Below are 14,663 nucleotides of genomic sequence, written 5' to 3' on the forward strand. Positions count from 1 at the left end.
TGGTTAGATAAAGTTGTGTTCTTTAGCCTGCTTTATCAGGTTGTCTCTAAAGTCTGGGTGTGCAATGTTAATTAGGGCATGTGTGCGTTCTGTGGTTGATTTACCCATAAGCTGGCAGCAACCGTACTCAGTAACGACATAGTCAACATCCAGTCTAGAGTCTGTTGTGATTGTATTTAGGCGCGGTACAATCCGGGAAATTTTCCCTCCTTGTGCCGTAGAACTGCTCGCCAATATGGTTTTACCATTTCTTGAGTAATATACGCCTCTGATAAAATCCAATTGTCCACCCACCCCAGAGAATTGATGATCGATAAATTCTGCATTTACCTGCCCATTGAAATCGATCTCAATAAAGGAATTGACTGAGATCATGTTGTCAATTTGAGCAATAGTTTGTGGTTCATTCACGTAGGAGACTGGAAGGCAGGCCATTGAAGGGTTGTTATCAATAAAGTCATAGAGTGTCCTATCCCCTATGGCAAAGGTGAACACATTGAGGTGGGTGTTTAGTTTTTTGCGTGAATTATTAACCGCACCAGATTTGATTAGGTTTATCATTCCGGAGGTGATAACCTCGGTATGTATCCCAAGATTCTTCTTGTTTGCCAGCTGCTCGCACACGGCATTGGGAACACCTCCAATCCCCATTTGAATTGTAGCGCCATCGGGTATTAGCGGTGCAATATAATCGCTAATTTTCTTATCCAGTTCAGAGGTTTCTCTTTGCGGCTCTTCAATTAATGGGGTGTCATTTTCTATAATTGCATCTACTTCATTAATGTGAAGTAATGTGCCCCCAGAAGTTCTCGGCATATTTTTGTTGACTTCAACGATGAGTTGGTCTGCATGTCTGGATAACTCAATGGCATAATCTCCACTAGTACCAAAATTGAAATATCCATATTTATCCATTGGGGATACAGTTACTAGGAAAGCATCTAGATTCACTTGCCTTTTTATAATTTCCGGATATCGACTAAAGGAAATGGGAACATAATTGATATACTTCTTTCCTTTGGCGAAGCCTTTCTTTGCGAGCTTGACCTCGTCTTTGGTAAGCATGGATGAGAAGGGCCTGACACGGTCTAGCAAGTCCTCCTGAAAGATTGTTTTCATCGCGACACCGCCACAACGCATGTAATAAACCATGAGTTTTTTTATGTCGCCTGTCCGAACCCGGTTTTCTAAAGCTTTAAGTAAAGCTGGCGGGGTTGCGACGCGCATACCCATGGAGATGATACTCTCGCTGGGGATAGAGGCTACGGCATTATCGGCTGTGGTTAGCTTTCTGTGGTATTGATCTTCGTGATTCATAGTGGGCTAAATTTCCAGTGCCTTAGGTGGGTTCTTGCCGTGGTTTTGGTAGATTTCTTGTCTTTCGTGAGCCTTGACTTTGAGGTATATGGTTTTAAATATTTTTTGATCTGTTTGGGAAGATAAATATTCTGCAGGTTTACCTTGCTACGCATCTATGCCATTATTCCAGGGCATTATAGGTGACATTTAGAAGGCTAAGATCGATGAAGTGATATATTGGGGTTGTTTCGCGACTATTTTTCTAGAAACTATTTCAAAGTTTCATTAGATTAATTGATTTGCAGGCAATATAGAAAAATGCTCTTTAAGTAGATAGATAGCAATTCTCCCTGGCGACCAAGCGGCGGTAGTTTCTTTATCATGTTAAAGTTCGCCCAACCTTACTGTGTCGCACATACCTTCTAAACTTTCTGCCATGTTGTTTCAACGGTACCCTTCTATTCCTGCGGTGAGGGCAAAACAGGCCGATTTTATGGCGGGCAGGCTGTATCGTAGCGGATTCCCAATCCGGAGCTTTGTTGTGCTAATAGGCGTCGTTTCTTTGACTTTATATCTTGCCCCTGAGTACAAAATCCACAAGAGATCTTCGAAATAAACAGAGTTATCAATGAGGTTGGGACCATCTTTGCCACGTTTTAGTTGGGGGAAGACGTGGGTGATAAATTTCCACTGAATGCCTGTTAAATCTGGCTTAAATCTACTCGCACCTGCTGTTCTTATCATTCTATTCGATCGTAAGAATAACTGATTTCAAGTTATGAAACATTTTCTAATATTATTTGATTTCTCACTAGAGAGTTGACTCTCTCCGTAAAATAAATATTGGCAATGTCAATTAAATTTACGGGAAATGAATTGTGATGCTTTGCTTTGCTTTGCTTTGATTGTGTTCTGCGTGGGATCGTGAATGGGTTCAACAATCATGTATTTACGTGATGTGGAATAGAGGTTTGATCAGGTTTGTGTGAGCAGCGGGATATAATCTAAGAAAATGTTGGCTTATTTTGGTGTTTGTGGTTTTGGCGATGGTTAGAAATTCAGCTTATAAATTATAGCGATGTAAAGCGACCGTGAAATATCATAAACCAGACTTGATAGGGTTTTAGGTGGGCTGTATAGAAAATTTCGTCAGGGCCTCCCTAGGTTTAATTGAGTTTTTTTTAAATTCCTGGTGTGTAAAAAACGGGGGCTTATTGCCATAAACCCCCGAATCCTGTGAGATAAATTATTGATTGGTGACTTAGCGCCAAACACCCCATTGCCCGGTTGTGCCTGGCTCTTCACCCCTGGTCCACCATCCGGCAGTCCATGTTTTACCATTATGGCTTACCGTGTCCCCTGCAGTGTAGATTTGGTTACTGTCCCAGGTTTGAATAGTGGGATCTGTGGGATCTGTGGGATCTGTGGGATCTGTGGGATCTGTGGGATCTGTGGGATCTGTGGGATCTGTGGGTGTCGAGGGTTCAACGACAAAGGAGTAGACCTCGTCATCATTGGCAGAACTACTACTTACGGTTAACTTGAAACTCAACTCGTGTCGGGCATTGGTTAAACTTGAAGTGTCAATAACCAATGCACCACTCGGCCCGGCTGCTGTTTCCACTGGGCTGCCACTCACTTGAGACCATTGGGTATCTGTGATGTTTCCTGTACTTTCTCCTGTAGAGAGCACCAGTAATTCACCGTGCTCCACCTTGGCTATGTCGAGAGGCCTTAACACCTTGGGCGTAATAGACGCAATCAATTCACTGCCATTACTTGTGATGCTGAACTGGCCTGAAGCGCGTGCATCTTTAGAGTTAAAATAGTTGCCATGCAAGTCACCTTGGAAATACATGTAATGGTTCATTTCCTCATGCCAGCGACCGATAAAGACATTTCCATTGTGATTGGATTGATACCAGCCAGTAACTTGAGATGCTAGCAGTCTATCCCAATCATTTTTATTGTCCTCAGTAATTGCTAATGAAAACGATGAGTGTTCCTCACTATTTTTATTGAAGACCGTATAATTGACAGTATCCCCTACAGCTACTGAATCGATATTAATACCCTGCGGGATAAAGGTGTTGCCTTGAATAAGGTATGGCTCTGTTGTACCCGGATCAGGTTCGGTAGGCGGTTGAACATCACCATTTACAATGGTGATATCACTACAGTTGTAGAAACCTTCACCCGCTGCATCTACTCGTTGCCAGCGTACAAATAAAATCGCATTGCCAACCCTGTCTTGAGGGATCGTAACATTCATTCGGTATTGGCTATTCACAACTGGCACATCGCCCACTTCCTGAATAAGCTCCAAGTCATCCCAGGCGAGAGGCTTTGAAAGGTCAGCGTTGGGCTTGGTTAGATAAAACTGCCAAAAAGAGGGGTTGTGCGGTGCGGTTGCATTGAATACGTATTCAAAGGTTCCAGCGTTAACTTCAACTCGGCTCCAAGTGTCTGTAGCTGCACCCATGCCCTTTTTTTGTGGGTCATTGGCATAGCAGAGTGTTCCATCTGGAATGGCTGCTTTTACGGCCGTAAAATTATTGTAGTCAGGAATGTTGATGGAAAATTCATTGTGTTGCTGAAATGGATAAGACCCAGAGATGGTTTTTGCTAATGCACAGCCAGGATTTGGGGGAGTTCCAGACCAGACATTCCCTTGGTCATAGCATATTTTTTGCCTCGCCTTTGGGTATTCAGACCAGCCGTGAGCTTGAACCTGCAAGCTGAAAGGCATCAGTAGTAATGTGGCAATGGCACATTTTGTTCTTAGTAGCATGGATTTACTCCTGGTATCTCTATTTTTGTGAGTCCGTTAACTTCGTGAATAAGAGTGCTTCACGGTGGTTGAATTCTTGTAATAAAAAACTGTTTGTAGAGTGTTCCTTTAGATGATGTCGAAAAAATCTAGGTGACACTCTAAATTTAAAATCCAGTGTGAACTGTGACGAAGGTTGAGTTTTTTATTACTTAAAAAATGTAAAAAAATTTCGAATTAATATTTGTGTTTGTTCAGTTGCATCACTCAAACAGACATTCGGTTTGGATGTGGGTTCCCGTTGGTAGGGTAAAATCTAACTTCTTGGTTTCTCTTTCCGGATAAATTGTCGGTGACCAGCTTTGCTATTTTGGTCTAGATATGTCTTTTTTGATCCCGATATCTCAGCTAAATAAAGTCAAAATACGATGTTAAGGGTAAAACTTCTGGTTTTTTTCTCTTTAGCGGATTTATATGTGGCTTCGTGAACATCTGGTTTTAGTGACCGGGATGGGTAAAAAAGCTGGATAGTCCGTATGGTCATTTCTTTTTATTGCAAACATCGTGGCTCAATGACCACAGGGCCACACTGTGACGATTTTGGCATAATACGCTTTCAGTTTGCTTGAGGGGCTTCAGGTAAATTGCTTGGGGTTAAAGGCACTGTGGGAAGTTTATTTAGGGCACTTATTTGGTGGTTTATTTAAGGTTGTGTTCTATGCCCATTTGAACAGGTCTTCTCTAAAGCTTGTGTGAGCAATGTTGTCAGTGCGTGTGTGTTAATTCGTGGATTTTCCCATTAATTGACAGTAGCCATATTCTGTAACAATGTAGTCAACATCAAGTCTCGAGTCTGTTGAGATTGTATTTAATCGAGGCTCAATTTTTGAAACGCTTCCCTCTTTAAATGGTAGAGCCACTTGCTAATATTTTTTTATAAAATCCAGCTGACCATCAACACCTGGAATTGATGATCAAGAAATTTGACGTTAACCAGCCCATTGAAATCGATCCCAATAAAGGGACCAACCGAGATCAAGTTGTCAATTTTTCATTCTGGAATGTAAAAGCAGTCTGTTTGTTGGAATACCTCAAATTGCTTGTATGTACACCGATTTGTACGTATCCATGAGGAAGTTGCTGATGTCACTATGAGCTTGTGAACCATTCAATAGGCAGTAGGCTATTTGTTTTACGAAAAGGTAAGCAAAAGAGATTGTTATTGAACTTGGCAGTAAAGCCCTTATAGCGGCGTGGCGTGGAGAAATAGAAGGTGAAGATTGAGTGAGTGGCCGGTCAATGACCGGCCGTTTGATGTTCCAGTCTTTATTCCACAGAAGACCGAATTAAGTAGTCAAACGCTCCCAGTGCCGCTGTGGCCCCTGCGCCCATTGATATCACAATTTGCTTATAAGGGGCTGTAGTGGCATCGCCGGCAGCGTAGACGCCTGGAATGGAAGTTGATCCGCGCTCATCGATTTGAATTTCACCCATACGATTCATTACGACATCACTCTCTTTGAGGAATTCTGTATTTGGCACTAGTCCGATTTGCACAAAGACTCCTGCAAGGTCGAGCTTTTTACTCTCTCCCGATTTGCGATCGGTGTAGGCAAGGCCATTGACTTTGTTACCATCCCCCAATACTTCGGTAGTTTGTGCATTGAGGATAATGTCGATGTTGTCCATTTGTTGTGCCTTGCGCACCAGTACTTCATCGGCACGCAATGAGTCAGCGAACTCCAGTACGGTGACATGTTCGACAATTCCAGCAAGATCAATAGCCGCTTCAATACCAGAGTTACCGCCGCCAATAACCGCTACGTGCTTACCTTTAAAGAAGGGCCCATCACAATGGGGGCAGTAGGCAACGCCCTTAGTACGGTATTCCGCTTCGCCAGGTACACCAAGCTCTCTCCATCTTGCACCAGTGGCCAGCACCACAGAGCGACTGGATAGAGTGGCACCGCTCTTTAGTTCTATATCTACCAGTTCATTGCGCTGTAAATTTGCTGCACGTTGGTCAGTAATAATATCTACACCGTATTCTTTAACGTGCTGTTCCAGGCTGGCTGCTAGCTTCGGGCCCTCTGTATAAGGTACGGAGATAAAGTTCTCGATACCTACAGTATCCATCACCTGGCCGCCGAAACGTTCGGCTACTAGCCCGGTGCGAATACCTTTACGCGCAGCGTAGATGGCAGCTGCTGCGCCGGCAGGTCCACCACCAATGACTAGTAGGTCGTAAGGAGCTTTGTCATTCAGTTTCTCAGCTTTGCGTTTTGCGGTACCTGTATCCAGTTTGCCAATAATCTCCTCAAGGGACATTCTGCCTTGGCCAAGGTGTTCGCCGTTTAAGTAGACCGCAGGTACCGCCATTACATTGCGTTGCTCTACTTCCTGCTGGAACAACCCTCCATCGATCATCTCGTGGGTAATGTTCGGGTTGAGGGTGGCCATCAGGTTCAGTGCCTGTACGACATCTGGGCAATTTTGGCAGGAGAGAGAAATATAGGTTTCAAAGTGAAATTCACCTTCCAGATTACGTACTTGCTCCAGTAGCTGCGGGTCTGCCTTGGATGGGTGGCCACCCGCTTGCAGGAGTGCCAGAACCAATGAGGTAAATTCGTGGCCCAGGGGAATACCGGCAAAGCTTACGCGGGGTTCCTCTCCAGCAGGGGCGATAGCCATGCTTGGTGTGCGCTTGGCCTGGCCCTGTTGTGTAGTAATTTTATTGGAGAGCCCGGAGATTTGATCTACCAGGGTTTCCAGCTCTTTCGATTTTTCGCTGTTATCTGTGGACACACGAATCTCGATCGGTTTGACGATATTCTGCAGGTAAGTGTCCAGTTGTTTTTTCAGGTTTGCGTCCAACATCGGTGTATCCTTTCTCTAACAAATTCAGGCTTGGTTGTTGCCCATCATCTAGATGGGCCGGGTCAGAGGTATTGGGTTTATATCTTGCCTACCAGATCGAGGGACGGTGCTAAGGTTTCTTCACCTTCCTTCCACTTAGCAGGGCAGACTTCTCCAGGGTGAGCGGCGATGTATTGGGCCGCTTTGATCTTGCGCAACAGCTCACTGGCATCGCGGCCTATTCCGCCGGCTGTGATCTCCACAATCTGGATACGACCTTCCGGGTCGATGACAAAGGTGCCGCGATCGGCTATGCCCTCTTCTTCGATCATCACTCCGAAGTTACGAGTGATGGTGCCGGTAGGGTCGCCAATCATGGGGTATTGAATTTTACCGATGGTGTCAGAAGAGTCGTGCCAGGCCTTGTGGGTGAAGTGGGTATCGGTAGATACGGAGTAGATCTCCACACCCAGCTTTTTGAACTCTTCGTAGTTGTCCGCCAGATCACCCAGCTCGGTGGGGCACACAAAGGTGAAGTCTGCGGGATAGAAGAAGAACACCGCCCACTTGCCGTTTACGTCGGCGTCGCTCATATCGAAGAAGTCGCCATTCTGGTAGGCCTTAGCGTTAAAGGGCTTTAGTTGGGATTCGATGTAACGTGACATGGATAACTCCTTATTCATCACTTTCTATTCAGTCTTTGTCTTTGGAACGGCATTGATACTATCGATTCATTTCTTTTAATAAAAATTATCAATATAAATACTTCTAATAAATTTTCCCAATCGATCATTGGTTTATAGGGGAGGGGAAGGCGCCAGTTGGCTGATGTAGCCTTGTCGTTACAGGCTCATGAACAGAAAAGACTTGGAGTCTAAATGGGAGGACGTTAGCAATGAGTTAAAGAAGTAACTCGGATTCATGTGAGCCTGGATGGCTTAGATTTGATATGAGATCGCCCCTATGAACCAAAATGTGGTGCATGTCATCGTGATTGGTGTTGGCTTGCCAGGGGAGTCAATCGGATGGCTGCATCTTTCTCAGTTGATGAGTATGCCTAATGTCGTAGTAGATGCCATCGTTGAGCAGCACTGGCTGTCTGCTGCTGTTTCGTCTTCTAAAAAAGGGATGGCATTTCATGAGGAGATGGCAAGGCTCAAAGATCAATTTGGTGACTTCAAACTCTATTCCTCTTTAGAACAATTACCTAAGGCAAATCTTTCCCATAAAAGTTTGGTGTTGATTTCAGTTAGAACTCAATCAACGAAAAGGATTTTTGATTTTGTAGTAGGCAAAGGGTATAGAAATATCTACCTGGAAAAACCTGGCGCCGACTCACTGGAAAAATTGCGTGACATGGAGAGACGTGCTGGTGAGGAGCATGTAAATGTTGTTATAGGCTATCAGAAGCATATCGCCAGCTACGTCAGCGAAGCTGAGAGAATTAATGAACAATGGCAGTTAAAGTCCAGAAGTGTGGGATTTATACATCACAATCCACATCCAGAAGCTAATTTGGAAAGCATCTTCAGGCAAAATGCCGAAGGTATGTTACTTAACCAATGCTGCCATGAGCTTGAGCTTTGTGTCGCAAAGTGGAATCTAGCCCCCCACAACATTGTGGATGTAGTGGTGAATCAGGATGAGACGGCACAGAAGCAATTTGGTGATATTGAGGATTTCAAAAAGCTATCTTTTACTTTAAAAACCAATTTGGGAATCAGTTTCTCCTTTCTGGCTACCCGTTGTGAAGGTGTAGAAAACTGTATAGTGATGCGGAAAGGGCTCAGGGGCAGGCCGATTTTCATTCGACAAGCTATGCCGGATAGGCTTGATCGCGCGCTTGAACTTACAAGAAAGGAAAAGGGGGCTATATGGTATTGTTATTTATTTGAACAAGATTATCGTGATTTGAAGAGGCTTTTCATTGAATCTATCTTGGATGATGATAATGAAAAATACCAGCGGCTACCGCGGTTAAATCATGCATGCAGTGTACTTGAGTTAGCCACATTGATTGAGCCTAGTATCAAGGCTCAAGTGCGAGCAGACGAAAACCATCACTCTATTGTCCAAGTTTCAGACACTATTTGTCAGGCCCCTACAAATCAGAGAATCTGGTATCACCACGGGCTGTTTGACCTCGGAAATCGGTTTCTTATTGAGCTCTTAAGGCCCCCAAAGAACAGAATTATTTGTTGTGTTGATGACAAGGTTTGGGGTTTGTATGAAAAATCTATCATTGCGTGGGAAAAGTCTGTTGGGGTTAAATTTATTCCAATTGTTATGAAGGGCGGTGAGCAGTCAAAAAATATTGACAGTCTTTTAAAAATGATTGATGAAATATGGAAGGTCAACCCTCTTCGTTATAGGGAGCCAATTGTAGCTATCGGGGGGGGAGCGGTAACGGATACAATAGGGTTTGTCAGTGCGGTATGGCGACGTAATACGCCCTGGATACGTATCCCAACCACTCTAATGGGCATGATTGACTCATCTATCGGTATTAAGGTTAGTGTAAACCACAACATCAAAAATGGGATAGGTGCTTTTCATAGCCCTTTGCACACAATAATTGATCCAACCTTCTTAAAAACTAATCCACAGCGAGTGCTGAAAAGCGCGATTGGTGAAATGATCAAGGTTGGCGTGGTATTTAATAGAAATGTACTCGATACATTGTCAGCCCAAGGTGCATCATTATTAGAAAATAAATTTCTGGGACCTGATGGGCTCCCGGGAGAAGCATCCTATAAATTATTAATAAATTGTATCGATGCAATGCTTGACAGTATTGCGGGAGATTTAAAAGAGGAGAACTTATCTAGGCCAATGGACTTTGGACATACGCTATCTCGATGGTTGGAACGTGATGAGGCTTTTAGGTTGATGCATGGTGAAGCTGTGGGTATTGATTGCCTATTTACTTCACTGGTTGCTGAACAGATGGGATTGATATCTAAGGCAGAAGTTAAATTGCTGTTTGACATTTACGTGAATCTGGGACTTTCCGCTAGTGTGAAGGGGCTGAGTCTGGATGTATACAAAACGGCAATTAAACAGATTTCAATCCACCGTTCAGGAACGTTACGCGCGCCTCTACCTGCACCTCTCGGAAGGTGCATATGGGTGAACAAAATAAAGGGTAAACATCTTGAGGGTGCCTGGAATAGCCTGCAAGAGAGGCTTTACTACCACCCTGAACTCGTATTAGATCCCGATACTATAGAAGATGAAGAGGGGCTGATTGAGGACGTAGAAATAGCGAATGTTTATACTCCAGAGAGGGTCTCTCCCCAAAAGCTACGTTGGGGGTTTATTGGTTGTGGAAGGATTGCGAATGATTTTGCCATAGTGATCAATTATCTGGAATCTGCAGAAATTCATGCTGTGGCTTCTAGGGACTTTGGGCGGGCTAAAGATTTTGCAGGTAAGCATGGAGTCTGTCGAGCATATGGAGATTACCAGGAATTAGTTTCTGACCCAGAAGTCGATATTGTCTATATTGCGACTATTCCCGAGTTGCATCGACAGCATGCTGAATTGGCTTTAAGGGCAGGGAAGCCGGTACTGATTGAAAAACCTATAGCGCTGACCGTCGAAGATGCCCAAAAGATTAAGGATCTTGCCAATAAAAAGCGGCTTTTTTGCATGGAAGGTATGTGGATGAGATTCTTTCCAGCTATACAACACTGCAGAAGCATTATAACTTCCGGTGGCATTGGGGATGTTTGTCAGCTACGGGCTGATTTGAGTTTTGATTTACTCATGGACGAAGGGCTTCAATCTCCTAAATGGAAAGTTGGGGCAGGTTTGGATGCCGGGGTATACCCAATACATGCAGCGTTGATGATGCTGGGTCGGGATACATCAGATCTGGAGTTCTCCGGGGTACTTGATGATCATGGATTTAAGGAAGATGGAGCCGGACTGATTTATGCCCACTTTAATTCTGGATCTACTGCAGTTGTTTCTTGGAGTCATCTGGTGGAGGGAGCAGAAGAGTTGGAGATCTATGGAACTGAAGGCAGGATAAAAATTTTTACGCCGGCGCATTGTCCAACAAAGATTTCAACAACTAGAATTTCAGGCGATAGAAGATCGAATAATGTTTCTAAGATGTATGAATTCCCGCTGCCGAGAATTAGGGGTAAATTTAATTATCCCAACTCTGAGGGGCTATACTACGAGGCTCGGACTGTGCAGCAATGTTTGGAGAAAGGTTTAATTGAGTGCCCGGAGCTTCCTCTAGCAGACTCCGTGCGAGCGATTCAGATGGTTGTAGAGTGCGATCACTATATTAAAAGAAGAGCTGCGTGAAGCAAAAGATCTATTGGTTTGGATTGTTATCCTGTTATGGAGCGCTATTTCTTCTAGGTTTTATAGAGGTTTATAAGGCGCCAATTTATCCTCAAATCTTGGATTACTTTTCTGTAACCCCTTCTAAGGGTTCTACCTTTTTCTTTTTGTCTACTTTTTCTGCCTTATTAATGACTCTATCAGGATCTTTATGGGTAAAGAGAGTTAGAGTGATATCGGGTTTGGGGTTATTTGTCGCTTTTATGGGGGTTGGCTCAATACTATCGGGAGTTTCTGGTTATTATCATTCCTTTCCCACTCTTATTTTAGGAAGTTTTATTTTTGGAATGGGAGCAGGGGGCTGTATGGTACTGATTAATGTAGCAATCCCTCTTTTTGTTCCTCAAGATCTCGCGCGTCAAGGATATTGTGGGTTGCATAGCACCTATGGAGTTGCATCGATACTATCTCCCTTAATACCTGCATTATCCTATAAGTATCATTTTGACTGGGAAGGGGGGTTCTATTTATTTGGCGTACTTGCTGCTGTCATTCTTCTATATATTTATGTCGGCTTATTCAGAAGAAAAAGAAGGCATCAAACAGGAGGTGGGGACTTTGATCCCAGTGCTTATCGAGAAAACAGTAAACGAGATAAAGAGCCAAAAGAATGGTGGATTGCAATTGGGGGTGGGTTAATTGTTTCTGCATATAATGGATCTGAACACATCCTTGCTAGTCGACTTGTGTTATTTCTTGATGCAAGGGGTGGTCCATGGGCTGTTGAGGCAGATGTTTTACTTTCAATTTTTTTTGGCCTGCTGTGTATTGGAAGGATATTTTTTACCTTCATCCTTCTAAGGGGTAGTGCATTTATTTGGTTGATAATTTCTTTTGTATCAACAGCAGTTGTATTTCTTCTTGGTTATTGGGTTAATCCTTTGTGGTTGCCTGTATGTGGTCTAACTCTATCTTACCTTTTTCCCTATACGATGGAGTGGTTGACGCGTAGTTCAAGAAATCCACCGTTTACTGTTTCATTTTCTCTTGGAATGGGGGGCGTGTTTTTGATATTTGCCCATGCCTTAGTAGGATGGCTGGATGAGAATTATGGTATACAAACTGCTATCTATATAGTTCCAGTATTTCTTCTGGCGGGGATTGTTTTCTGCACACTGGTAGCCTTTATTGAGAGGTTGGTAAAGTCTCGGTAAGTTCCTGACAATCCATATTACCTTTATGGCTCAGAAAGAAAGTTAACCCGTTGAAATTCTTAATGTGCAGGGTTATTTAATCCTAACCATTCACTTACAGATGAATCAGTCTGACTATAAGAGAGTGGTTTGAACGAAAATACTGGCGGGTTGTTAAGGTACCCCCTTCCTACAAGTTGAGACTTAGAAAGCTACTAGATGGTCGGATTGGTGGCGCAGTGTTCAGTACCAAGTCTCGATGGAGAAGCATATTAGGTTACTCTAACCGCTAGGATAGTAGGTATCATCTAAGTTGATTGGTTTGCAAATAGTGCTTGAAATATATTGGCATATTAATTACGCTAAGCGCCTTTAATAGATGCCCACGCCTTGGGAAATACTAATCTAATATCTTGTCCGGAGTCATTTACGCCGATGAATTAAGCCCTGCGCATAACTGGAACTAAGTTCGCACTCTATCGCTGCGGACCTAATCAATCCTTTGCAGGTGGCGTATCTTCCTCAAACACCTATCTTGGCTGATAGCAGAAATACGCCGCACGGTCCTATGATCGGAGGGCATATGACAGCTATTTGTACTCTTGAAAACATCTCCCTGATATTTGGGGACACCCCGATTTTCCATAAAGTAAGCTTGGAATTACCTATTGGAATCACTGGATTAGTTGCACCTAATGGCAGCGGGAAATCCACACTACTAAGTGTTCTTCACGGTCAAGCTTCCGTTACTGGTGGTAAGGTCTCTTGGAGAAGACGCCATCATCTGGTGAAACAGCTTAATCCCCGACTTGATTTGCGGATCGTCGATTGTCTTGCAGATGGCCATTTGTATGAAGTTTTTTTACGGGTAGAGCAAGGGCATGCATCAGAGGATGACCTGATATCCGTTGCGGACTATTGGCATCTGCCTCTTACTTGGCAGCGCCAGCTAGAGGAAGCAAAAATCAATGCGCCATTGGATACGCCGATAGAACGATTGAGTGGTGGTCAGAGAGCCAAGTTAAGCCTTGCCTATGCATTTTCTCTCTCAAGTGACTACTTACTGCTAGATGAGCCTAGCAATCATCTTGATCAGAGTGGGCGGGAGTGGCTGCAAGAGAAAATCTTAAATCATGCAGGAGGGGCACTGGTCGCCAGTCATGATGTAGAGCTGCTGGAAAATGTCCGACAAATAATAGAGATTTATCAGCGAGGATTGAAAACCTATGGCGGCGCATACAGTGCGTATATGCAACAAAAAGAATCAGAGCAAGCAGCCCTGCTCCAAAGGGCAGAGGATAATCGAAAAGAGTTCAACCAACTAAATAATGTCAGGCAGAAAAGTCTGCATAATTTCGCTACTAGACAACGGCAGGGAAAAGGCAAGCGGAACTCTCAAAGTAAGAGTCTTATGGACTCACAAAAAGATCGCGCAGGGAAAGGTCTTGGAAAATTAAAGCGAAAGTTAGAGCAGCGCCAGTTACAGTTAGAGAAAAAAAGAGAGGAAATAAGTAAAATAACAGTAATTGAGTCACAGAGACTAAGACCGCAAAAGCTATCCCTCACTAAGTGTGATTCTCGCAAGTCAATACAATTACATCTTGAAAATTTGCAGCTCCCATATGGTTCTCATGATAAGCCTATATCTTTAACAGTCCGCAAGGGGGAACGTTGGAGGATAGCGGGTGGCAATGGTAGTGGAAAATCCACTCTGCTAAAGGTCATAGCTGGTCAGCTAAAAGCTCTAAGTGGCGTCTGCCAAACTCGTGGAAGTTTGTGTTATTTAGACCAGGGCTTCAGTTTTCTCAATAAAGAGTTATCCGCCTTAGAGAATCTTTTCTATCTTCACCCCGGTAGAAAAGAATCTGAATGGCGTACCATGCTAGGTAGTTTGCGGCTAAGGGGAGATACGCCGCTGCTGCCTCTCAGGCTCCTAAGTGGAGGAGAGCAACTAAAAGTGGCATTACTTGCCGTTACACGGGGCACCATTGCCACAGACTTGATACTGCTAGACGAGCCAGATAATCACTTGGATCTGGATTCCCGCCAGCTATTAGTAAATGCCATTATGGATTTTTCTGGTGCTGTCTTATTGGTCTCACATGATCTGAGTTTTATTAATGCTATAGGTGTAGATAGTCAGCTCAATTTGGATTGAAGAATCTTTATCGTTTGGTAGGTAAGGGGTGTTTGTAGGTAGTGTGTCACAGGTGGCAATCTATATAGTTGATCATGATAATAGCTAG

General features: G+C 43.7%; 8 protein-coding genes. 3 read left to right on the forward strand and 5 right to left on the reverse strand.

Annotated features, from left to right (window positions below):
* Positions 1 to 3 precede the first annotated feature (3 nt).
* The 5 genes from ACJJIV_RS18780 to ahpC form a co-directional block, all read right to left on the reverse strand.
* Positions 4 to 1,317, reverse strand: coding sequence for an acetyl-CoA hydrolase/transferase family protein (locus ACJJIV_RS18780; protein WP_444889937.1), 1,314 nt, complete (start codon positions 1,315 to 1,317; stop codon positions 4 to 6).
* Between the two features lie 1,243 nt (positions 1,318 to 2,560).
* A complete protein-coding gene (locus ACJJIV_RS18785) occupies positions 2,561 to 4,090 on the reverse strand; it encodes a lytic polysaccharide monooxygenase (RefSeq protein WP_444889938.1) in 1,530 nt (509 codons plus the stop codon).
* Between the two features lie 758 nt (positions 4,091 to 4,848).
* Entirely contained in the window at positions 4,849 to 4,989 is a 141-nt protein-coding gene (locus ACJJIV_RS18790) for an acetyl-CoA hydrolase/transferase C-terminal domain-containing protein (protein ID WP_444889939.1), read from the reverse strand.
* 406 nt (positions 4,990 to 5,395) lie between these two features.
* Complete coding sequence (gene ahpF / locus ACJJIV_RS18795; protein ID WP_444889940.1) at positions 5,396 to 6,946, reverse strand: alkyl hydroperoxide reductase subunit F; 1,551 nt, start codon at positions 6,944 to 6,946, stop codon at positions 5,396 to 5,398.
* 77 nt (positions 6,947 to 7,023) lie between these two features.
* Entirely contained in the window at positions 7,024 to 7,590 is a 567-nt protein-coding gene (gene ahpC, locus ACJJIV_RS18800) for an alkyl hydroperoxide reductase subunit C (protein ID WP_444889941.1), read from the reverse strand.
* Between the two features lie 298 nt (positions 7,591 to 7,888).
* Between ahpC and ACJJIV_RS18805 the strand changes: the two genes are divergently transcribed.
* From ACJJIV_RS18805 to ACJJIV_RS18815, 3 genes are all read left to right on the forward strand, one after another.
* Positions 7,889 to 11,245 (forward strand): Gfo/Idh/MocA family oxidoreductase, encoded by a 3,357-nt coding sequence (locus tag ACJJIV_RS18805; protein ID WP_252082167.1) that lies wholly within the window; start codon positions 7,889 to 7,891, stop codon positions 11,243 to 11,245.
* Positions 11,242 to 12,438 (forward strand): MFS transporter, encoded by a 1,197-nt coding sequence (locus ACJJIV_RS18810; RefSeq protein WP_252082166.1) that lies wholly within the window; start codon positions 11,242 to 11,244, stop codon positions 12,436 to 12,438. The genes ACJJIV_RS18805 and ACJJIV_RS18810 overlap by 4 nt, the downstream gene beginning before the upstream one ends.
* Positions 12,439 to 13,000: 562 nt before the next feature.
* Positions 13,001 to 14,575, forward strand: coding sequence for an ATP-binding cassette domain-containing protein (locus tag ACJJIV_RS18815; RefSeq protein WP_252082165.1), 1,575 nt, complete (start codon positions 13,001 to 13,003; stop codon positions 14,573 to 14,575).
* The last annotated feature ends 88 nt before the right edge of the window (positions 14,576 to 14,663 follow it).

It is taken from the genome of Microbulbifer mixtoriginis (SeqCode) (assembly GCF_052466765.1).

What these genes read in the sequence shown, in the direction of transcription:
- ACJJIV_RS18780 (WP_444889937.1), bottom strand. Translation starts at nt 1,317, where the DNA reads ATGAATCACGAAGATCAATACCACAGAAAGCTAACCACAGCCGATAAT.
- ACJJIV_RS18785 (WP_444889938.1), bottom strand. Translation starts at nt 4,090, where the DNA reads ATGCTACTAAGAACAAAATGTGCCATTGCCACATTACTACTGATGCCT.
- ahpF (WP_444889940.1), bottom strand. Translation starts at nt 6,946, where the DNA reads ATGTTGGACGCAAACCTGAAAAAACAACTGGACACTTACCTGCAGAAT.
- ahpC (WP_444889941.1), bottom strand. Translation starts at nt 7,590, where the DNA reads ATGTCACGTTACATCGAATCCCAACTAAAGCCCTTTAACGCTAAGGCC.
- ACJJIV_RS18805 (WP_252082167.1), top strand. Translation starts at nt 7,889, where the DNA reads ATGAACCAAAATGTGGTGCATGTCATCGTGATTGGTGTTGGCTTGCCA.
- ACJJIV_RS18815 (WP_252082165.1), top strand. Translation starts at nt 13,001, where the DNA reads ATGACAGCTATTTGTACTCTTGAAAACATCTCCCTGATATTTGGGGAC.